General features: G+C 70.6%; 18 protein-coding genes. 10 read left to right on the forward strand and 8 right to left on the reverse strand.

Going from position 1 to position 19,041, the window contains the following annotated elements; all coding sequences use genetic code 11:
• Nucleotides 1-366 precede the first annotated feature (366 nt).
• Entirely contained in the window at nt 367-756 is a 390-nt protein-coding gene (locus tag HNR73_RS16470; protein ID WP_184788339.1) for an SSI family serine proteinase inhibitor, read from the forward strand.
• A gap of 127 nt (nt 757-883) precedes the next feature.
• The gene (locus HNR73_RS16475; RefSeq protein WP_203685676.1) at nt 884-1,273 is read left to right on the forward strand and encodes an SSI family serine proteinase inhibitor; all 390 of its coding nucleotides are present in this window, start codon (nt 884-886) and stop codon (nt 1,271-1,273) included.
• 95 nt (nt 1,274-1,368) lie between these two features.
• Here HNR73_RS16475 and HNR73_RS16480 read toward each other — a convergent pair whose 3' ends face one another.
• Both HNR73_RS16480 and HNR73_RS16485 read right to left on the reverse strand, forming a co-directional pair.
• Entirely contained in the window at nt 1,369-2,214 is an 846-nt protein-coding gene (locus HNR73_RS16480; protein WP_184788340.1) for a GDSL-type esterase/lipase family protein, read from the reverse strand.
• A gap of 54 nt (nt 2,215-2,268) precedes the next feature.
• Entirely contained in the window at nt 2,269-2,796 is a 528-nt protein-coding gene (locus HNR73_RS16485; RefSeq protein WP_221330933.1) for a GNAT family N-acetyltransferase, read from the reverse strand.
• A 71-nt stretch (nt 2,797-2,867) separates the two neighbouring features.
• Between HNR73_RS16485 and HNR73_RS16490 the strand changes: the two genes are divergently transcribed.
• From HNR73_RS16490 to HNR73_RS16510, 5 genes are all read left to right on the forward strand, one after another.
• The gene (locus HNR73_RS16490) at nt 2,868-3,737 is read left to right on the forward strand and encodes a fructosamine kinase family protein (protein WP_184788341.1); all 870 of its coding nucleotides are present in this window, start codon (nt 2,868-2,870) and stop codon (nt 3,735-3,737) included.
• A gap of 95 nt (nt 3,738-3,832) precedes the next feature.
• Nucleotides 3,833-5,626: a PA14 domain-containing protein gene (locus HNR73_RS16495; protein WP_184788342.1), complete on the forward strand. Its 1,794-nt coding sequence runs from the start codon at nt 3,833-3,835 to the stop codon at nt 5,624-5,626.
• Nucleotides 5,627-5,759: 133 nt separating this feature from the next.
• Complete coding sequence (locus HNR73_RS16500; RefSeq protein WP_184788343.1) at nt 5,760-5,933, forward strand: hypothetical protein; 174 nt, start codon at nt 5,760-5,762, stop codon at nt 5,931-5,933.
• 88 nt (nt 5,934-6,021) lie between these two features.
• Complete coding sequence (locus HNR73_RS16505) at nt 6,022-6,636, forward strand: RNA polymerase sigma factor (protein WP_184788344.1); 615 nt, start codon at nt 6,022-6,024, stop codon at nt 6,634-6,636.
• A complete protein-coding gene (locus HNR73_RS16510) occupies nt 6,620-7,591 on the forward strand; it encodes an ATP synthase F0 subunit B (protein WP_184788345.1) in 972 nt (323 codons plus the stop codon). The genes HNR73_RS16505 and HNR73_RS16510 overlap by 17 nt, the downstream gene beginning before the upstream one ends.
• 56 nt (nt 7,592-7,647) lie before the next feature.
• On the opposite strand, the gene HNR73_RS16515 is transcribed toward HNR73_RS16510, so the two are convergent.
• From HNR73_RS16515 to HNR73_RS16525, 3 genes are all read right to left on the reverse strand, one after another.
• Nucleotides 7,648-9,240: a ricin-type beta-trefoil lectin domain protein gene (locus HNR73_RS16515; protein WP_184788346.1), complete on the reverse strand. Its 1,593-nt coding sequence runs from the start codon at nt 9,238-9,240 to the stop codon at nt 7,648-7,650.
• A gap of 129 nt (nt 9,241-9,369) precedes the next feature.
• On the reverse strand, nt 9,370-10,932 hold the full coding sequence (locus HNR73_RS16520; protein ID WP_184788347.1) for a hypothetical protein: 1,563 nt from the start codon (nt 10,930-10,932) through the stop codon (nt 9,370-9,372).
• Between the two features lie 160 nt (nt 10,933-11,092).
• A complete protein-coding gene (locus HNR73_RS16525) occupies nt 11,093-11,581 on the reverse strand; it encodes a hypothetical protein (RefSeq protein WP_184788348.1) in 489 nt (162 codons plus the stop codon).
• Between the two features lie 142 nt (nt 11,582-11,723).
• Here HNR73_RS16525 and HNR73_RS16530 point away from each other — a divergent pair, with 142 nt between their 5' ends.
• On the forward strand, nt 11,724-12,092 hold the full coding sequence (locus HNR73_RS16530) for an effector-associated constant component EACC1 (protein WP_184788349.1): 369 nt from the start codon (nt 11,724-11,726) through the stop codon (nt 12,090-12,092).
• Here the strand turns inward: HNR73_RS16530 and HNR73_RS16535 are convergent.
• From HNR73_RS16535 to HNR73_RS16545, 3 genes are read right to left on the reverse strand one after another with little or no spacing between them, the layout of a single operon-like run.
• Nucleotides 12,080-14,089, reverse strand: a complete 2,010-nt coding sequence (locus HNR73_RS16535; RefSeq protein ID WP_184788350.1) for a caspase, EACC1-associated type — start codon at nt 14,087-14,089, stop codon at nt 12,080-12,082. The genes HNR73_RS16530 and HNR73_RS16535 overlap by 13 nt on opposite strands.
• A gap of 1 nt (nt 14,090) precedes the next feature.
• A complete protein-coding gene (locus HNR73_RS16540; RefSeq protein ID WP_184788351.1) occupies nt 14,091-16,031 on the reverse strand; it encodes a caspase, EACC1-associated type in 1,941 nt (646 codons plus the stop codon).
• 44 nt (nt 16,032-16,075) lie between these two features.
• Entirely contained in the window at nt 16,076-16,540 is a 465-nt protein-coding gene (locus HNR73_RS16545) for a hypothetical protein (protein WP_184788352.1), read from the reverse strand.
• Between the two features lie 307 nt (nt 16,541-16,847).
• Here HNR73_RS16545 and pdhA point away from each other — a divergent pair, with 307 nt between their 5' ends.
• Nucleotides 16,848-18,050, forward strand: a complete 1,203-nt coding sequence (gene pdhA, locus HNR73_RS16550; RefSeq protein ID WP_184788409.1) for a pyruvate dehydrogenase (acetyl-transferring) E1 component subunit alpha — start codon at nt 16,848-16,850, stop codon at nt 18,048-18,050.
• Nucleotides 18,050-19,033, forward strand: a complete 984-nt coding sequence (locus HNR73_RS16555) for an alpha-ketoacid dehydrogenase subunit beta (protein ID WP_373316582.1) — start codon at nt 18,050-18,052, stop codon at nt 19,031-19,033. Before pdhA ends, HNR73_RS16555 begins: the two co-directional genes overlap by 1 nt.
• Nucleotides 19,034-19,041 lie beyond the last annotated feature (8 nt).

The raw sequence follows: 19,041 nt of genomic DNA on the forward strand, positions 1-19,041 counted from the left end.
GCCGTCGTCGCCGACGGCCGGAGGGGCTGCCGCATGGTCGTCTGCCGCCGGCGGTCGCCGTGTTTCCCGACCGCTTCGCCCACCGTCCCGGCTCGGGCGCCCTTCGGTTCCGCAGTTCCCGGAAGCTGTCAGACCCGGGCCGGTTCAGCCGCGAGCGAGCTCGTGGACGACTGCCGGGCGAGAGGTCCCGCGGACAACATCGTTCCTCCGCTCCACCGCGCCGTCGCCACCCCGCCCCCACGATGCGCGACCACAAAGTTCACTATTAGTGGCGGATCCCCGTCATCCTTCGCTCCGTGTATTCCATTCCGGCGCTCTGTGTTGAAGGATCGTCTCGTACCCGCCGCCTAATGTGGAGGACTACCCATGCGAGTGCATACCGTCGTGGCGCTGAGTGCGTGTTTCGCCGCGGCTTTCGCCGCCGGGAGTGCGACGTCGGCCGCCGCGCGGCCTTCGGAGTCGGCGGCGCTCGTGCTCACGACCGAGGGGTCTTCCGGGACGGCTGTCGCGGAGTTGCGGTGCGAGCCTACGGGCGGCACGCACGCCCAGGCGCCGGAGGCCTGTTCCGTCCTCGCCGGGGTCGACGGGGACTTCGACGACCTCGACGTGGCGCCGGGGACGATCTGCCCGACGATCTACGACCCGGTCGTCGTCACCGCCAAGGGCCAGTGGCGCGGCACTCTCGTCGACCACGTGCGCGAGTACGCCAACACCTGCGAACTGCGGGCCGCCACCGGTCCCGTCTTCGCCCTCTGAGACCTTCCACCACACCCCCGCCAGACGGGGTGTGTCGGCGCCCCCGGCGGTTCCCAGGTACTGCCGGACCTGGACGTCTCCCAGACCTCCGGGGGCGCCGACACCGACCCTTCGAGGAGCCCGAGTGATGCGACTGATCGCGGTCGGCGCGCTCGCCGCCGCCGCCATTGCCGCCGCCGGAGGCGCGAGCGCAGCCGCCGCGCCGGCCACGGCGTCGGCCGAGTTGACGCTCACCCGGACGTCCGAGGGGCGCGAGCCCCGGACGGTCACCCTGCGGTGCGGCCCGGACGGCGGCGACCACCCGTACGCCGCCGACGCCTGCGACGCGCTGTGGGCCGCGGACGGCGACTTCGACCGGCTCACGGGGGCCACACCCCCCGAGCAGTGCCCGCTCCAGTCCGCGCCGGTCTCCGTGCGCGCGGAGGGAACCTGGACGGACCATCCCGTCGACGTCGCCAAGGACTACCTCAACCCCTGCTTCCTCGATGCCGACGCGGGGGTCGTCTTCCGCTTCTGACCGACCTTGCCGAGGGGAGACGCCCCTCGATCCACCGCGTGCCGGGCGGCGGATCGGGGGGCGTCGCTAACGCCCCACCGGCCGCGTCGCCCCCGCTAGGCGCAGGCCCCGTGGCCCTCGAACGGCGACTCGCCCAGGTCCCAGTCGCCGGGCATCCGCTCGTCCATCGCCCGGTACCAGACGAACGCCAGCTTCGCGTAGCCGCACGCGCTGGGATGGACGCCGTCGGGTGACATGTCCCCGGCCTCCTCGCCGACGACGTGCTGCGGCACGAGGTGCACGCGCCCCGGGTGGGCGGCCTCGGCCGCGTCGACGACGCCCGGAACCTCGGCGTTGTAGGCGTCGACGTAGGCGCCCCGGACGTCGTGTCGCCGCGGGATCGTCGCGACGAAAAGGCGCCCGTCGGCGGGCAGCCTCGCCATGATCTCGCCGACCAGGTCGGCGAGCCGACCGGGCGCGTGTTCGCGGTCGCACGCGTCGCACAGGTCGTTGGTGCCGACCATGAGCAGCACGATCTTCGGTTGAGCCTCGTCGATCCAGCCGTCGATGAACGCCGACAGCTGGTGCACGCGGAACCCGGAGTGCCCCTCGTGGTCGGGGTCGTCCATCGTGCCCCGGCCCTTGGAGCACTTGAAGCGGTCCCACGTGTCCCTCGGGCAGCTCCCGACGAAGTCGGGCTTGATCCCGGCGTCGTCGCGCAGTCGCAGCCACAGGTCCTCGCGGTAGCCGTCGTAGGCGACGAACCTGGGCATGCCGCCCGTCGCCTGGATCCCGAGGGTCATCGAGTCGCCGAGCGGCATGATCGGCGTGAACGCCTGCTCGGCGGACGGTGGAGGAGGCGACGGCGACGGCGGTGACTCGGTGCCGTGCGCGACCGCGCCGACGACGACGCCGAGCACGATCACCGCGGCCAGTCCGATCTTCAGCGTCTTCGTGGGCACGCTTCCCCCATACCCGGATGTAAAGAGGACACCGCGTCCGTCCGGGGGCGCCGCTCAGTAGCGCAGTTCATGCCCGAGCAGATCCAGCGTCGGCCCGTCCGGCGGCTCCTCCTTGGGCGTTCCCAGCGGCAGGGTCAGCGTGAGCCGCGACAGCGTCGTGTACCCGGCCGACGTCAGCGCCGCCAGTGCCGGAAGGTCGCGCGTCTCGGGCGCCACCGACAGGTGCGTCAGCCCGCGTTTGCGGGCCTCACTGGCGACGCGGCCGAGCAGCGCCTTGCCGATCCCGCCGTTGCGGTGGGCGGAGGCGACGATGACCGGCTCGACGGCGCCCGCGCGCCCGTCCAGGATCAGGCCGATGAGCCCGACGACCCCCGCCTCGGCGTCGTCGGCGACCCACATGCCGGTCAGGTCGAGCCTGGTCAGGTACCCCTCGAAGGCCGCCCCCGGATCATGTCCCCCGTACTTCGGGTCGGCGTAGAGCTCCCGGTGCACCTCGACGAGTTCCGCCCACAGGGAGCGGCACGCCAGATGGTCGCTCGGCCGGTATCCACGGATGACCGCCTGTGCCTGGGTGTCCACCATGTCTCATGTCTACTCTCATTTGGGGCACTGTGGGGCCTTACCTACCCGGCGGCGGCGCTACGCTCCCTTCCGTGGACCTCGCCTACCTGCGCGCACACCCCCACCGGGTGCCCATGCTCATCGAACATCAGCGAATTCGCTGCACGCCCGTCCCGGGCGGCTCGGTCGGCGTCGCGCAACGCCTCACCCTCGACGACGGCGGCGACGTCTTCGCCAAGTTCGTCGAGGACGGCCCGGCGGGCCTGCTGCATTCGGAGGCCGCGGGTCTGCGCTGGCTCGCCGAGGCCGGCGGGCCGCCGGTCCCGGAGGTCGTCTCGGTCGCCGACGAGGTCCTGGTCCTCGACTGGGTCCCCGCCGGCGAGGCCACCGCGCACGCCGCCGAGGAGTTCGGTGCCGCGCTCGCGCGCATGCACCGGGCGGGAGCCGAAGGCTTCGGGGCACCCTGGCGGGGCTTCATCGGCCGCCTCGGCCAGGACAACGGACCCGGCGAGGACTGGCCCTCGTGGTTCGCCGAACGCCGGCTTCTCCCGTACCTCAAGGAATCCCGCGACACCGGCGCACTGTCCACTGAGGACGTCGTCGCCGTCGAGGCGGTGCTCGGCCGCGTCGCCGAACTCGCCGGTCCCGCCGAAGCGCCCGCCCGGCTGCACGGCGACCTGTGGCCCGGCAACGTGCACTGGGCCGCCGACGGACGCGCCTGGCTCATCGACCCCGCCGCCCACGGCGGGCACCGCGAGACCGACCTCGCCCAGCTCGGACTCTGGGGCGGCGCACCGCATCTCGACCGCATACTCGCCGCCTACGACGAGGTCCACCCACTCGCCGGCGGCTGGCGCGAACGCCGGCCGCTGCATCGCCTTCACCTGCTGCTGGTCCACACCGCGCTGTTCGGCGCGACGTTCCGTGACGAGGTCGTGTCGGCGGTCGCCGAGCTGCGCTGAGAGTGTTAACCGCGCGTTGACACGCGGCCATTGTGGAGTGATCACGTCCTCTGCCAGACTTGCGGGCCGTTGATCCCCTCAATGCCTGGAGCATCATGCGAAAGACAGCATCGGCGGCCGTATCCGCACTGGTGGCACTGGCCCTCGTCACCGTGCCGGGCGCGCCCGCGCAGGCCGCCGCGGCGACCGTCGCGGTCGACTTCACGAAGGCCGTCGCGCGGCTCGACGCCGCCGACTACGGCCTCGACATCACCGGGTACGGCAGCAAGAACTACATCACCAACAACGCCACCCATCAAGGGCACGTGCGGCGGCAGGGCTTCGGCGTCATGCGCATGGAGTTGATGTGGGAGAACGGCCGGCTCGTGTGCGGTGGGGACGGCTGCGAGCGCACCGACTACGACGGTGACGACTGGGTCGCGGCGATCCGGGACCTCGGTGCCGAACCGATGCTCATCCTCCCGTTGAGCGGGACCCGCACGGCCGCGGCCGATCTCGCCGACGCGCTGTCGATCTACGACCACTTCGCCGCGACCGGGGCTCCGGTGCGCAAGTTCATCGTCGGCAACGAGACCGACAACGGCGGCAACCCCGACAAGGTCGACGCCGCCGAGTACGTCGCCCGCTTCAACGCGATCTACGACGCGCTGCACGCCCGTGACGACGCCGTCGAGGTCGGCGGGCCGGGCCTGGCCTCGTACGGGACGGAATCGTGGGAGTACCCGTACATGGAGGCCTTCCTCCAGGGCTCGGGGTCGCGCACCGACTTCGTCGACTACCACGACTACGGCGCCGGTTACACGCCCGCGACGCCCGAGCAACTCGTCGGACCGGTCATCACGAAGATGGGCACCGACATCGCCGACCTCAAGGCGCGCATCGCCCGCCTCGTCCCCTCGCGGCCCGGCGGCATTCCCATCCAGATCGGCGAATGGAACATGGACTACGTCGACGCCGAGGACCGCATGGTCACGCACCTGGCGACGGTGTGGGGCGCCGCGGCGATGGGCACGATCCTGGAAAACGGCGCCTCCTCGCTGATCTACGGCGACAAGAACGGCAACGCCCGCGACAACACCGGTCTCGGGATCACCAGCACCGAAGGGGAAGGCACCATCCCCGTCAACGCGCCCACGCCGGTCTACCACGGCATGGGCATGTTCACCGGTGAGGGACTGTTCCGTCAGTTCGGGTCCACGGTGGTCGAGACGACGTCCAGTGACCCGCTGCTGCACGCCTTCGCCTCCACCGGATCCAAGAACATCGTCCTGGTCAACGGCGGGACGGCCGCCACGACGACGAGCCTCTCGCTCACCGGCTACACCGCCGGTTCGGCCGCGATCTGGCAGTCCACAGGGGACAGTCAGGCGACGTGGACCCCGCACCGGACCGGGACCCTGGCCGTCAGCGGCGGAACCGCCTCGATCACCCTCCCCGCCCGCTCGGTGACCACGCTCGTGCTCGCCGACCAGGGCCTCAAAGCCGAGTACTTCCCCAACACGGCCCTCTCCGGCGCGCCCGCCCTGACTCGTGTCGACGAGACCGTCGACTTCGACTGGGGGCAGGGCACACCCGGCGCCCCGATCGCCGTCGACGACTTCTCCGTGCGCTGGACGGGACAGGTCGACGCCCCCACCGCCGACACCTACTCCTTCATCACCACAACGGATGACGGCGTGCGGCTGTGGGTCGACGGGCAACTCCTCGTCGACGCCTGGACCGACCACTCCAAACGCGACGACGTCGGCACGATCGCGCTCACCGCCGGGGGGCACACGATCCGGATGGAGTTCTACGAGAAGGGCTACGACGCCATCGCCCAGCTCGCCTGGTCGACGCCGAACATGGCGCGCCAGGCGATCCCGGCCGGGAGGCTGAACCCGGCCTGAGCGTCGAAGCGGAAGCGGCGGTGTCCACATCGGACATCGCCGCTTCTTCGTGCCCGTCACGTTCCGGCCGCCCGCGGCACCTACACACCGTCGGCGCGGCAATCCCTGCCCCGCCGTGGAAACAGGAGGTTCCATGACCAGGCCACGCGGCCGAAGGCGGGAGCGGCGTGACGCCGTCCTCGCACCGTTCATCAGCGGGACCCTGGCGGCCTCCCCGGGCATGTACACCGCCGCCGGACCCGTCGCGCTCGTGCTGCTCCCGGCGGCCGTGAGCGGGCTCGTCGCGTTCCTCATCGTCCGTCGTTAAAGGGATGTGGCCTTCCGCGTCACGCTTCGCGGTCCGCCCGGACCCTAAGAGACGAAGCCGTCCATCATCTTCCGAACAGGAGAGCCCTGTGGTCGAAGCCGATGAGGTGTTGGCGTCCACGGACCCCGACCCTCTCATGGCCATCGCCCCTCGCGCCTCGACGACTTTCGAGGAGTTCTGGCGTGACAGTTACCTGATCCTGGTCAGGTACGCCGGTCATCTCGGCGCCATGCCGGGTGACCTGGAAGACGTCGTGCAGGAGGCGATGTGCGACGTGTTCCGCCACTGGCTGGACATCGTCGATCCGCTCGCCTACGCCAAGACGGCACTCCGCTCGCACGTCGTGCGCCGCAACACGCGCAGACGCAAGGGCGCGGTCCCCGGACTGGACGAGATACCGGAGCCGCGCGCCGACGAGAGCGCCCAGCCCGAACGCCTCCTCGAAGACGCCGACCCCGAACGCGTCGAACGCCTGCTCCGCCTGCTCACCCCCGAGCAGCGTGCCGTCGTGATGGGTTTCATCACCGAGCGCTCGACGGCCGAGATCGCCGCGCTGCTGGGGAAGACACCCGAAGCGGTGCGCAAGCTCCTCGAACGCGCCAGACGCCGACTGCGTCCCGCGCTAGCCGAAGAAGCCACCGGATCGACGCGGCACCCGCGCGTCCGGCCGGGTGGAAAGGAGGACCGTGACTTACCACGATGAACCAGCGCGGGATCCGCACGCCGACCGTGAGCTCGACGCACTGGCGGAGGCCTTGAAGGAACGGCTCGACGCCGCCGACGCCGCCGCCGAGCGGGTCACCCCCGCCGAGGTCGAGGACCGCCTGCGACGCTTCCTCGACGCCCGCGTGGCCGAGACCGACGATCCTTTCGCCGGCTGGGTCGAGCTCGACGAACCCGACACGGTCCCCACCGGCCGGATACTCGCCGAGGGGCCCTTCGAGGCCGACGAGCGCGCCTACGCCGACGTCGCCAGGATCCAGGCCGAGGCGGAGGCCCTGCGCATGGAGGCCGCGAGGCTGCGCGATGAGGCGGCCTGGCACTGCCTGCGCAGCGAGCGGTTGCTCAACGGCGCCCTGGAGCAGGCCTCGGCCCGCATCGAGGCGGCCCGGCGGGAGGCCGAGTCGATCCTCGAAGAGGCCCGGCGGCACGCCGCCCAGATCCGGGAGGAGGCGCGCGAGGAGGTCGCGCGGCCCGAGGTGCCGCTGGTGATCGCGTGGCAGCGAGGGAGTCGCCAGGTGGTCGTGCTCGACACGTGCTTCGCCGGACACGGTGAGGGGACAGCCGTGCCCGACGGGTACACCGAGCGGCAGAACGGTGCCGGGCGGTTCATGGCCTCCCTGGCCGCCGCGCTGGCCGGGGGCGAGCGACGAACCGGTGACCGCCGTAGCGTCCGTGCACGCGGTCCTCGCGCGGTGGAGAGCGCCGCTACCGGGGTGCACTGGGAGACCGCGTTCCTCGACCTTGAATCGAGGGTTCGCGCCCATCTGGAGGAACTGGCGGAGCTGGAACCCGTCGCCCGGCCCGCCGAACGCATGCCCATCTACCTGCGGGCGCCCGTGGAGTGGGCGGCCGGGGAGAACGGGCACGGCGCGCTCGTGCCCGCCGAGGACTGGGACGACGATCTCGTCGACACCGGCGGCCGCATCACCTGCTGACGAGGACCCGCCCGGCCACTGGAGCGATCAGTGGCCGGGCGGTCGTCAGGTGCGGATCAGTAGACGCGCGAACCGATCCAGTCGTCGTGGCCGTAGCCGACGGGGTTGGCGTAGTTGCGGGCCGTCAGCGCGAAGTTCGTCCGCGCGGCCGAGCACGCCGCCAGTTCCAGGACCGAGCCGGACGCGGTCCCCGCGAAGGAGACGCACAGGTCGGCCCGGCCGGCCGGGTGGATCTTCGTTCCGTCCACGGTGAATTTCTGGTTGGCACCGCCGTGGCAGTTGTACAGAATCAGGTCCGCGCCGGCCGCGATGGTGCCGCCCTTGACGTCGACGCAGCGGTCGTGCGACAGCTCGACGTGCAGCGAACCCCGCGCCGGGTCCTGCCAGAAGCCCTGGTTGCGGCCGCCGTGGCAGGCGTAGGAGGTCAATTTCGTGTTGTTGCGGGAGTCGTAGCCCTCGGCGTCGACGCACTGGCCGGTGTCGGCGCTCTTGAGATCCTTGAAGGTGAAGAAGCCGTTGTACAGGGTGCCGTGGCTCGTACTGCCCGGGTCGACGCAGGTCGCGGTGGCCCAGCCGCTGTTGAACATCTGCGTCATGCATTCGGCGAAGGCCCCGTGCCCGGCGTAGTTCGGGTGCAGCGACTGCCGGAACGCGTGCGAACTCGGCAACAGCGACGTCTCGACGTACACACCCCGCGCCCACGTCACGTCCTCGCAGACGCCGTGGCCGTCGAAAAGCCTGCTGGCGTCGAGGAAGCGGGCGCCCTTGGCCATCGCGCCGTCCCGGATCCCCTTGCCGAACAGGGGAACCGCCTTGTTGCGCGCAAAGGCCGCGTCGGCGAGGTAGAGGGTGCAGCCTCCGGAGTACCAGCCGGGGAAGTTCGGGTTGTCCTCGACGTCGGGACTGCCCGGGCTGGGGTAGTTCATGACGACGAGTTCGTAGTCGCCCGTGAGGTATCCGGCGTCGGTCATGGTCTTGCGGACGCTGTCGATGCTCGCCTCGACGCCCTGCCGCGACACCGCGACCTTCGCCGCCCAGGTGTCGCTGTACGTCGGCCAGCACGGGCCCTGGAACAGGATCCGGCGCGTGGCGCAGTCGGTGGCGACGGTGCCGAACTCGATGCCGCCGGCGTCGTTGGCGCCGATGACGATCCACACGAGCTTGAGGTGGGTGTTGCGGGCCTTGATGGCGAGATTGTCGCCCTGGTTGAGCTCGGTCCACTGCCGTGCGCCGGATCCGGCGATCAGGTTCGGGGTGGCGCCGCCGGAGCAGGCGACGTTGTAGCGGACGTCGGCGGGGATGCCGACGCGGTGGATCGCCTGGTCGAAGGAACGGTCGCAGAAGTTCTCGGGGTTGAGCTGGTGGGTGCCGGGCACGTAGTTGCCGACGCCTTCGCCGGAGATCTCGGAGTCGCCCATGGTGATCAGCGCGGTCTTGCGCGTCTCCAGTGGACGGATCGCCGGGTCGCCGTAGAGCGAGGTCGCCTCGGCGGCGCGGATCGTCTCCAGGTTCGCGGGGAGGGGTGTCGGCGCGGGTCGCGCGGCGGCGGCCTGGGCCGGGGAGGCCGCCGTCAGGGCGGTGACCGCCAGCAGAGCGGCGGCTAAGACCCCGGTCAGGCGGGTCCTCTTGGGACGGTCGAATGTGGACATCGCTGGCCTCCTTACGAGTCGGTAGGGCGAGGTTATCGTTACCGACCGGTAGTGCGGAAGCCCCAGAGCGGAGAACTGTCACCGCACGTGACGGCGCGACGCCCGAGGGCGCCGCGCCGGTAGGTGTGGTCAGTCGTGGAATCTGCGGGCGAAGGGGCGGTCGTCGCCGAACAGCAACGCCAGTCCCCCCGCGGTGAGCAGGATCAGGCCGATCCCGACCAGGACGTTGATCGTCCGGCCGGTCACCGGCAGCGTCTCCTCGCCCTGGATCGCCGGAGCGGCGAACCCGGCAGCGACGGCGGCCTCGGCCGGCGCCTCCGCGATGACGGGCGGTGCCGCGATGACGGGCGGCACACCCTGTTCTCCGGCGGGCGGCTGAAGGTCGACCGGCGGGCAGACGACCTCTTCAGGAGGCTGCTCGCAGGACATCCCCGCGCAGACCGGCGGAGGCGGAGGCGTGCACGGCTCCTCTTCGCAGACCGGCGGTGGAGGCGGCGGCACGCAGGGCTCCTCCTCGCAGGGAGGAGGAGGCGGAGGCGTGCACGGTTCCTGTTCGCACGGCGGCGGTGTGCACGGTTCCTCCTCGCACGGAGGCGGAGGAGGAGGCTCACACGGCGCCGGCGTGCACCGCGGCGGCGGCGGGTTGCCCGGGCCGCCGGGGCAGGTGTGGGTCAGCTGGAACTCTCCTTGACCGGGCAGTCCACCGGTGATGAGCGCCTCGGCCCCCGACAGCGTGTAGCCGGAGGGGCTGTAGATGACGCCCTTCATGTTGGCCTCGCCCTGGCCGATGGTGGTGAACTCGCTGATCGTTCCGTCCTCGGTGAACGAGGCTTCGAGCTCGACCCACTGCGCGTCGCTACCCGGAAGCACGAACACCCAGGCGTCCTGACCGGCCATGGTCACGCCGGTGCAGTCCTCCGTCGATCCCACGTAGACCGGATCGTCGGCCATGGCTCCGATGTGGCCCTCGTTGACGTACACGTGCGTCTCGCCCGGTCCGGGTTCGGAGATCGCGGCGATGACCGCGTCCTCTTCCGCCGCGGACGACCCGGCCTTCTTCTCCTTCGCCGGGTCGTCACCGGACACTTCGCAGGCCTCCGGTGATGGTGGGCCCACTGGAGCGACCGGCCCGACGAACATGCCGTCGGCGTCGTTCCCATGGCCCCGGCCGGGACTGTCGTCGCAGGCGACGGCCTCGGTCGTCTCATCGGTCGTGGTCGCCTCTTCGGGCGCCACGGCGTCCGGTGCGGCGGCCGGTTCGTCCCCGGTGACCACCTCGTCCGAACCCGGGTCGTCCGCGGACGGCTCGGTGAACTCCGGATCGTCGGCGGGCGCCGCGTACTCGGGTTCGGTGTTCTCCGGCTCGACATACTCGGGCTCGGTGTACTCGGGTTCGGTGTAGCCCTCCTCCGGCGGCGGGTACTCCTCGACCCACTCCTCGGGAGCGGGTTCGGTGTACTCGTCGGCGGGCGGGGCGTACTCCTCGGCCGGAGCCTCCGACTCTGGTTCCGCGGCCGGGGCCTCGTACTCCGGCTCCTCTTCCTGACCGTCCTCGACCTGCTCGACGACGGTGTCCTCGCCCTTGTCCTCGGGCCTGTCCTCGCCGGACTCGGCCCAGGCGGCGGTCGGCGCCCCGAAGATCGCTACCGCGAGGCCGATGGCCAGCAAGCCGCCCGACACTGTTTTTCGCATGACTTCCCCCTTGGTGAGGGTGTTGGGCCGGTCGTCGAGCGGGTGCTCGGCGACGCTCGGGCATGTCATGCGATGGACTTGTCATCGGGGTAGCGTCGTGCGGCTTGGTTATCGGATGCTCGATCTGTCCTGCCGAAGGGGCGACATATCGGGTCGAATTCTACTCGCTATTGCGGATGAAAGGGAAATCCCAGTTGCGCAGTGCTAAGGCCGCTTCGGCGATCGACTGGAGCGGGCGGCGGAAGGTGCGCGCCAGCGCGGCCTCCAGGCGCCAGGCGTGCCGGCTGTGCTGCGCGCTGATCCAGAAGCGGTGGCGTTCCTCGGCGTAGGTGAAGGCGACCTCGATGCCGGGCGTCGACGGCTCGGTCGTCCACTTCACGTCCGACAGTTCCGCGATGGGCGCGTCGACGGAGAGCCGGATGCGGTTGAGGAGTTTCGACTGGCGGGTCATGACCAGCCGGCGCTTCGACAGCAGGAGCAGGAACTCGCCCGGGAATCCGCCACCGGCCCGCAGGCACGGGGTGAGCATGAGGACCTCGTCGTCGGAGCGGAGATTGCGGCGCAGGCTTGGCACGTGCCGGCTCAGGGTGATCGTCGCCAGGCCGGACTCGGCCGAGGCCGCCAGGAGCGTGCGCGAGAACCTGTCCATTGTTTCCCCCCACTTGCTGGTGTGACGGAATGCTGACACTTTGACTAACGTCTCTTGGGCAAATGAGTAACGCTCAGTTGTCGTGGGACGGACAGCTTGTGCGACTCGGCTAGCGTGGGCCCGCCGACCCCAGGGGAGAGACATGACCGAGTTTCAGTTCCTAGTCGAGGGCGTTGAGGACGACACCGACCTCCGTGACCTGCACCGCTGGTTCGCCAAGGATCCCGACGCCCGTGGAGCGCGACTCATCGAGGCGCCCCTCGAACCCGGCCAGATGGGCGGGACGGCCGAGGCGATCGGTCTCGTCATCAACGGCGTCGCCGCGATGGGCGGCGTGCTCGCCGCGATCGCGGCCTGGCGGAGCATGCTCGACCAGCGCCGCCGAGACGGCGGACCCAAGGTCACGGTGACCGGGCCGAACGGAAGTTCCATCACGATGGAGAACACCACGCCGGAACAGGCGGCGGCGATCTACCAGGCACTGGAGGGCGGCGACGATCACGCCCGGTAGCGCCAGACCTGGAAGCCGTCGGCGGTGGGGCAGGTGAGGTGGACGGGCGTCCACGCGCAGAGGCCGTAGGCGCGGCCGAGGCTCGTGTACGTGGTCACCTCGCCGAGGTGGACCGAAGTGCCCGACGGGACGTGGAGCCACGTGACCGGGGCCGTCGTCATGGCGAGTTCGGGGACCTTCTCCCAGGGCTCGTGGTGCGGGTAGGGGGCGTTGATCGCCTCGTCGTCGTCGACCGGCAGATAGTCCCAGTCCGCCGGGTATTGCACGACGCCGTCGGGTCCCGCCTCGATGAGCTCGACGCCCGACCGCAGCACGAGCGTGTCCGACCCGAATCGCCAGGCGTTCCACACGTAACCGCTCACGTCGACCATCACGGCCTCGATCCCGCCGTCGCGCCACTCGGCGACGATCGACCCCGCGGCGTCGCTCCCCTCCGGGGCGTGAAAGCGAACGCAGGCCATGCGCCCGCAGGAGCCGATGGACGCCGTGAACGACCAGTCGGGTGCGATCAACTCGACCTCGCCGAGGGGCTCCCCGAGGGAGACGTCGTGGGCGGTGAGCCTGTACACGGTGTCCTCGCGAGCCAAGGTCCACACGATGCCCTGCTCGTCAAGGGCCATGTCCCTGAGATCCAAGGCGTCCGGAAGGCGGTGGCCGACCTCTCCGGTTCGCAGATCGAGTCCCGGCAGCGCGCTCGCCGCCACGAGCATCAGTCCGGCGTCCCAAGCCACGAACACCTCTTCGGCCGGGGGCATCTCATGGCGCCACCGCTCCTCGCCCCACCGGTCGTAGCCGACGAGAGTTCCGGCTTCGGTTCCGGGCACCGTCGCCACCGACCACATCGCCTCCCCGGACACCGGGTCCAGAGCGCTGACCTTCACGATCGACACGGTGTTCATCGAGTCCACGGATGTGCCGACGACGGCCGGGCCGCCGTGGACCGTCCGCAGCCTCAGCGCCGTCGCCTCCGGATGGGCGGGGACGTCGGCTCGCCAGCGCAGGGTGCTCGTCGGCAGGTCGATGGCGGTCACGGTGAGATCCCGCTGCGCCGGGCCGCTCAGGAAGTAGGCGGAGTCGCCGATGACCATGGCGTCGAGGAGCCTTCCCGGGTCGGTTCCCGCCGGATAGGGGATCGGCGCGGCGACCGCCCGAAGTCCGTGCACGGCCGGGACGTCGACCCCGCCGGACTCCGTGACGACGACCCCGGCGGCGGTGATGGCGGCCGCGCCGATCGTCGCGGCGACGGCCAGCGCGGTTCGCCGCCGCCACCAGGGTTTCGGGGGAGCGGGCTCCGTCGAGCGGTTCTTGACGAACGCGGCGGTCGAGCCGCCGTCCGTGGTGCGCCGACGGGGCTTCGGACGCGACCGCGGCAGGTGCCGGTAGACGTCCTCCATGTCGAGCACTTCGGGCCCACCGGGCACTCCCCGGGTGAGAACGTCGATGAGACCGCCCGTGAACGTCGAGTAAGGCGCGTCGGGCGGCGACATCGCCCGTTGCGTCCGCGAACTCGCCGTCAGCAGATAGGAACCCGGCACCCGGACGTCCGGTGTCGGCGTCGCGTCGGCCTTCCCGCCCGCCGACATGACTCCGGCGGCCCGCCCGGAGTAGCAGCAGTCGAGGATCACCACGGTGTGCGCGGCCCTCGTGCCCAAGCGGGCACTGAGGTCCTTGAAGCGCAAGGCGGTCTCCGGACGGCCCGGCAGTGTCCCCGGCAGCCCGAGATAGAGCTCGCCGCTCCGGCTGACCATGCCGTGCCCGGCGTAGTAGACGACGAGGGTGTCGACGGCGGCCTCGGCGGCCTCGGTGACCGCGTCCAGGATGCCGCCGGGGGCCGCGACCACGCAGTTCCCGGCGGGCAGGCCCCACGTCTCGGGGTCGGTGAGCAGCGACTCCAGCGCCCGGACGTTTCCGGCCACCGCGGGCAGGTTCGCGAGGTCGCGGTATTCGGCGACGCCGATGAGGACGGCACGGGACGCGGCGGGATCGGCGAGGGTCATGTCAGCTCCGGTAGATCCAGACGCGGAACCCGTCCGGGGCCGGGCACGCCAGCCGGGTGCCGGTCGACCGGCAGACGCCGTGCTCGGGCGAATCCGGGTCGATGAAGGTGTCGACCGTGCCGAGCGGCGTCACCCGGCCGGTCGCCGGATCGGTCCAGTCGAGCCGCACGGTGCCTTCGAGGAGTTCGCCGGCGAGCCGGGGGCGCTCGGGCGGAGGGACCGGGGCGTTGATGGGCGACGGCGGCGAATCGAAGATCTCATCGCAGGTGATTCCACCCGACTTCAGGCCGCACCGGGCCTGATTCAGCTCCACGCAGACACTGCCGTACTCGCAGTTCGTGAGATACAGCAGGCCGATGCCGGCCAGCCGAACCGTCGCCCGCGGACGCTCCGCGCGTTCATGAGCGGCGAGCGTCAGGCCACCGTCGTCGACGAGGACGGTCCACAGGATTCCGTCGGCGTCGACCTGGGGTTGGGGGACGCCGTCCCCGCGGAGCCGGAACACCGGCGCCCCCGTGGCGATGTCGAGAACCTCGAACTCGTCCACCGACCGCCGCACCGGCCACAGGTGACCGTTCGGGGCCGATCCGTCAACACCCCGGACAGGGGCGACGTAGTTGTCGTAAGGGTCGTCCGAGGACGGCGCGTTGCCGGTCGCCCATACCTCGGCGCCCGTGGTCAGGCGGAACCCGGCGACGCCATCGGGCTTCTCGGCGATCACCATTCCGGCCGCGGTGACCAGCCGGATCTCCCACGGCGCGGCGAGCCGCCAAGCGCCGGTCTTCGCACCGGATTCGAGGTCGAGCAAGGTCACCGAAGGACCGAATCGCGGCTCGATCACCGCCAGTCGCCCCGCGACGCCGACGAGTCCCACCGCTTCCCCGGAGGACGAGTCGCCGTCGTTGGCCCACGTCCACTCCTCCGACCCGCTCTCCAGGTCGATCGCGGTCACGGTCGTGGTGTTCGCGGACTGCCACGACGTGAAGAACACCCGCTCACCGATCACGGCGCTGTCGGTGAAGCGACCGGCGCGGGTCCCCTCCGGGTAAGGCACCGGCTCGCCCACCTCCTCCAGCGGGTGGACCACCGGATCGCCCCCGGCCAGCACACCGCTCCCGGCGACCACGGCCGCCACCGCCACCGCCGCGACCGCCGCGCCCACCGCCAGCGCCTTCTTTCGCGTCCACCACCGCCGTGCCGGGAGCGGGACCGCCCTGTTCCGCAGAAAGGCCCGCGACCGACCGCTCACCGACAGCCCGGGGGCGGGCTCCCCGGCCCCGGTCAGGCGTGGGTGCAGGCGACGGTGGATGTCGCGCAACGCGAACAGCGGCGGTCCATCGTCGGCACCGGTGGTCAGCAGCGCGATGAGTTCCCCGGTGAAGGCCGTGTACTTCGCCCCTTCTGGTGCGCTCGCCCTCCTCGTCGGAGCCGTCGCGGTCAGTACCGACAACCCGCCCGGTCCCGCGCGTCCGCCGATCAGCCGCGCGACCATGTCGGCCTCGGCGTCGTCGCGGGCGAAGCCCGCGTGGCAGCAGTCGAGGATGACGGCCACATGCCTCGCCCCGCCCGAGGCGAGCGCGTCGCGAAGGTGCACCCAGCGCAGGGTTGTCGTCGCGTCCGCGCGTTGGCTGTGGCTCAGCCCCAGGCACAGTTCTCCGTCCAGGACGAACCCGTGTCCGGCGAAGTAGACGATCAGGGTGTCGCGCGTTCTGGCGGCGGCCGTCCGGACGGCGGCCAGGATCTCGACCTCGGTGCCGACGGGGGCGGTGACGTGATCATCGGGCAGGTTCCCGACCTCGGGGTCGCGCAGTAAGGCGCTCAGCCCGGTGATGTTCGCGACCACCGCGGGCAGTCGCGGTATGCCGTCCCCGTGGTAATCCGCCACCCCGATCAGCACCGCGCGGGAAGCGTGCGGGTCGGCGAGTGTTCCCCCGTTGTTCACGGGGTGAACTTATCGGCCGTTTCGGCCGGTCCACAACCGTCGTTTCAGTACCCCAGCGCGGCGCACTGCCCGGCCCAGGGCTGCACCCAGCACCACATCCACAGCGCGAAGTCGGCGTACCCGGGCCATGGCCACTCGGGGTCGCCCGGGTCCTCCCACGGTGGCGTCTCGCCGCTCTCGGGGGAGCGCGGTGGCGCCGTCGTCGGCTCCTGGGTGGTCTTCTCGGGGGCGGGTTCGGTGGTCTTCTCGGGCGCCTTGGGCTGTTCGGTCCTCGGGGGCTTGGGTGCGGGCGGGGGGAGCGGCTGGGGCGAGTCGCTCGGCGTGGGCACGGGCGGTGCGACGGCCGTCGGCGGGGGAGCGCCGTCGGCGAGCATGGGCGTGGGGGAGCCGCCGTCGCCGCCTTCGGAGACCGAGGCCGCGCCCACGGCGACGACCACGGCGGTCATCAGCGAGGCGACCGTCATCAGCCCCGCTATCGCCACGGTGTGCCTGCTCAACCACCTCGGCATGCCCGACCCCCGATCATCGACAGCGCACGCGGGTCGCGTCCACGGGAGGGTGCGGCACCCTACGCTTGTCATGCGTCGTCGACCCGTGGGAGCGAGTTCCGCTACCCAGCATTGCCGACATCGCCGACAATGGCGACCACCTGCTGAATGTGGCTCACGGTAATCGTACGAACATGCAGGGTAAAGGCACCCATCAGGGCGTGTCCACCTTCCCAGACTCTGGAATGCTGTGGGTCATCCCCACGGAGTGGACCACTGGTCGGCCACGGTGACCCCGATGATCGACACAGATGAGGGAGGAAGGCAGATGGTCAACGGCGAACGCGCCCGCGGCACCACCAAGAGCGGCGGGACCACGCGCACGGCTGCAAAGAAGCCGACGCCACGCAAGAAGGCAACCACCGATCGCAGCGTAGCGAATGTGGCAGATCCCGCGTTCGTGCAGCTGCTGACCCCCGACGGCGAGAGAGTCGAACATCCCGACTACTCCGTCGACTTCACCGACCAGGAGTATCGCGACCTGTATCGCGACCTGGTCATCGTTCGACGGCTCGACACCGAGGGCACGACCCTCCAGCGCCAGGGCCAGCTCGGCATCTGGGCCAGTCTCGCCGGCCAGGAGGCCGCGCAGATCGGTTCCGGACGGGCCCTCGCCGAGCAGGACATGGTCTTCCCGACCTACCGCGAGCACGGCGTCCTGTGGACCCGCGACATCGACCCGATCATGCCGTTCGGCCTGTTCCGGGGCGTTGACCTGGGCGGCTGGGACGCGCAGAAGTACCGGTTCCAGGGCTACACGATCGTGATCGGCGCGCAGACCCTGCACGCCACCGGTTACGCCATGGGCATCACCAAGGACGGCAAGGTCGGCACCGACGACGGCGAGGCGGTCATCGCCTACTTCGGCGACGGCGCCATCAGCCAGGGCGACGTCAACGAGGCGTTCATCTACGCCGCGGCCTATGACGCGCCGGTGGTGTTCTTCTGCCAGAACAACCAGTACGCGATCTCCGTGCCGGTGCACAAGCAGGCCAAGACGCCGCTGTTCAAGCGTGCCGACGGCTTCGGTTTCCCCGGCGTGCGGGTCGACGGCAACGACGTCCTCGCCACGTACGCTGTGACGAAGGTCGCCATGGACCGCGCGCGTCACGGGCAGGGCCCGGGCCTCATCGAGGCCTTCACCTACCGGATGGGCGCCCACACCACCACCGACGACCCGACCCGTTACCGGGACAAGTCGGAGGAGGAGGAGTGGCGGCTGAAGGACCCGGTCGCGCGCATGCGCGGGTTCCTGGAGAAGCAGCAACTGGCCGACGACGACTACTTCGCCTCGATCGACGCTGAGGCCGCCGAACACGCCTTGAGCCTGCGGGAGCGGGTGCTGACCCTTCCCGAGCCGAAGCCCTCGGCGATCTTCGACCACGTGTACCCCAACGGTTCCCCGCTCCTCGACGCCGAGCGCGCCGAGTTCCTGGCCTACCAGGAGTCCTTCGAAGGGAGTGGTCACTGATGCTCCAGTCGACCATTGGCAAGGGTGTCAACCTGGGCCTTCGCCGGGCCCTTGAGGACGACTCGAAGGTCCTCATCATGGGCGAGGACATCGGTCGGCTCGGCGGTGTGTTCCGGGTGACCGACAGCCTCCAGAAGGACTTCGGCGAGGACCGCGTCATCGACACGCCCCTCGCCGAGTCGGGCATCGTCGGGACCGCGATCGGGCTGGCCATGCGCGGCTACCGGCCGGTCTGCGAGATCCAGTTCGACGGTTTCGTCTACCCGGCCTTCGACCAGATCGTGTGCCAGCTGGCGAAGATGCACAACCGGTCGATGGGCAAGATCGCCCTGCCGGTCGTCATCCGCATCCCGTGGGGCGGCGGCATCGGTGCCGTCGAGCACCACTCGGAGTCCCCGGAGGCGTACTTCGCGCACACCGCCGGGCTGAAGGTGGTCGCCTGCTCGAACCCGAACGACGCCTACTGGATGATCCAGCAGGCCATCGCCTCGGACGACCCGATCATCTTCTTCGAGCCGAAGCGCCGGTACCACGAGAAGGGCGAGATCTCCGACGACGGAGAACTCGGTGGAGCCTTCCCGCTGCACAAGGCCCGGGTCGCGCGTGAGGGCACCGACTGCACGGTCGTCGCCTACGGCCCGATGGTGCGGACCTGTCTCGACGCGGCGACCGCCGCCGAAGCCGACGGCCGCTCCCTTGAGGTGATCGACATGCGCACCCTGTCGCCGCTGGACATGGAGCCGGTGTACGACTCGGTCAAGCGCACCGGACGCCTGGTGATCGTGCACGAGGCACCCTCGAACGTCGGGCTCGGCGCCGAGATCGCCACCCGCGTGATGCAGGAGTGCTTCTATTCACTGGAGGCCCCCGTACTGCGGGTGACCGGCTACAACACGCCGTATCCGCAGTCGAGGCTGGAGGAGGAGTACCTCCCCGACCTCGACCGGGTCCTCGACGCCGTCGACCGCACGTTCGCCTACTAGGAGCTGCC

Origin of the sequence: Phytomonospora endophytica (assembly GCF_014202425.1) — a bacterium.
Lineage (GTDB): Bacteria > Actinomycetota > Actinomycetes > Mycobacteriales > Micromonosporaceae > Phytomonospora > Phytomonospora endophytica.

What these genes read in the sequence shown, in the direction of transcription:
- HNR73_RS16470 (WP_184788339.1), top strand. Translation starts at nt 367, where the DNA reads ATGCGAGTGCATACCGTCGTGGCGCTGAGTGCGTGTTTCGCCGCGGCT.
- HNR73_RS16475 (WP_203685676.1), top strand. Translation starts at nt 884, where the DNA reads ATGCGACTGATCGCGGTCGGCGCGCTCGCCGCCGCCGCCATTGCCGCC.
- HNR73_RS16485 (WP_221330933.1), bottom strand. Translation starts at nt 2,796, where the DNA reads ATGGTGGACACCCAGGCACAGGCGGTCATCCGTGGATACCGGCCGAGC.
- HNR73_RS16495 (WP_184788342.1), top strand. Translation starts at nt 3,833, where the DNA reads ATGCGAAAGACAGCATCGGCGGCCGTATCCGCACTGGTGGCACTGGCC.
- HNR73_RS16500 (WP_184788343.1), top strand. Translation starts at nt 5,760, where the DNA reads ATGACCAGGCCACGCGGCCGAAGGCGGGAGCGGCGTGACGCCGTCCTC.
- HNR73_RS16515 (WP_184788346.1), bottom strand. Translation starts at nt 9,240, where the DNA reads ATGTCCACATTCGACCGTCCCAAGAGGACCCGCCTGACCGGGGTCTTA.
- HNR73_RS16520 (WP_184788347.1), bottom strand. Translation starts at nt 10,932, where the DNA reads ATGCGAAAAACAGTGTCGGGCGGCTTGCTGGCCATCGGCCTCGCGGTA.
- HNR73_RS16525 (WP_184788348.1), bottom strand. Translation starts at nt 11,581, where the DNA reads ATGGACAGGTTCTCGCGCACGCTCCTGGCGGCCTCGGCCGAGTCCGGC.
- HNR73_RS16530 (WP_184788349.1), top strand. Translation starts at nt 11,724, where the DNA reads ATGACCGAGTTTCAGTTCCTAGTCGAGGGCGTTGAGGACGACACCGAC.
- HNR73_RS16535 (WP_184788350.1), bottom strand. Translation starts at nt 14,089, where the DNA reads ATGACCCTCGCCGATCCCGCCGCGTCCCGTGCCGTCCTCATCGGCGTC.
- HNR73_RS16545 (WP_184788352.1), bottom strand. Translation starts at nt 16,540, where the DNA reads ATGCCGAGGTGGTTGAGCAGGCACACCGTGGCGATAGCGGGGCTGATG.
- pdhA (WP_184788409.1), top strand. Translation starts at nt 16,848, where the DNA reads ATGGTCAACGGCGAACGCGCCCGCGGCACCACCAAGAGCGGCGGGACC.
- HNR73_RS16555 (WP_373316582.1), top strand. Translation starts at nt 18,050, where the DNA reads ATGCTCCAGTCGACCATTGGCAAGGGTGTCAACCTGGGCCTTCGCCGG.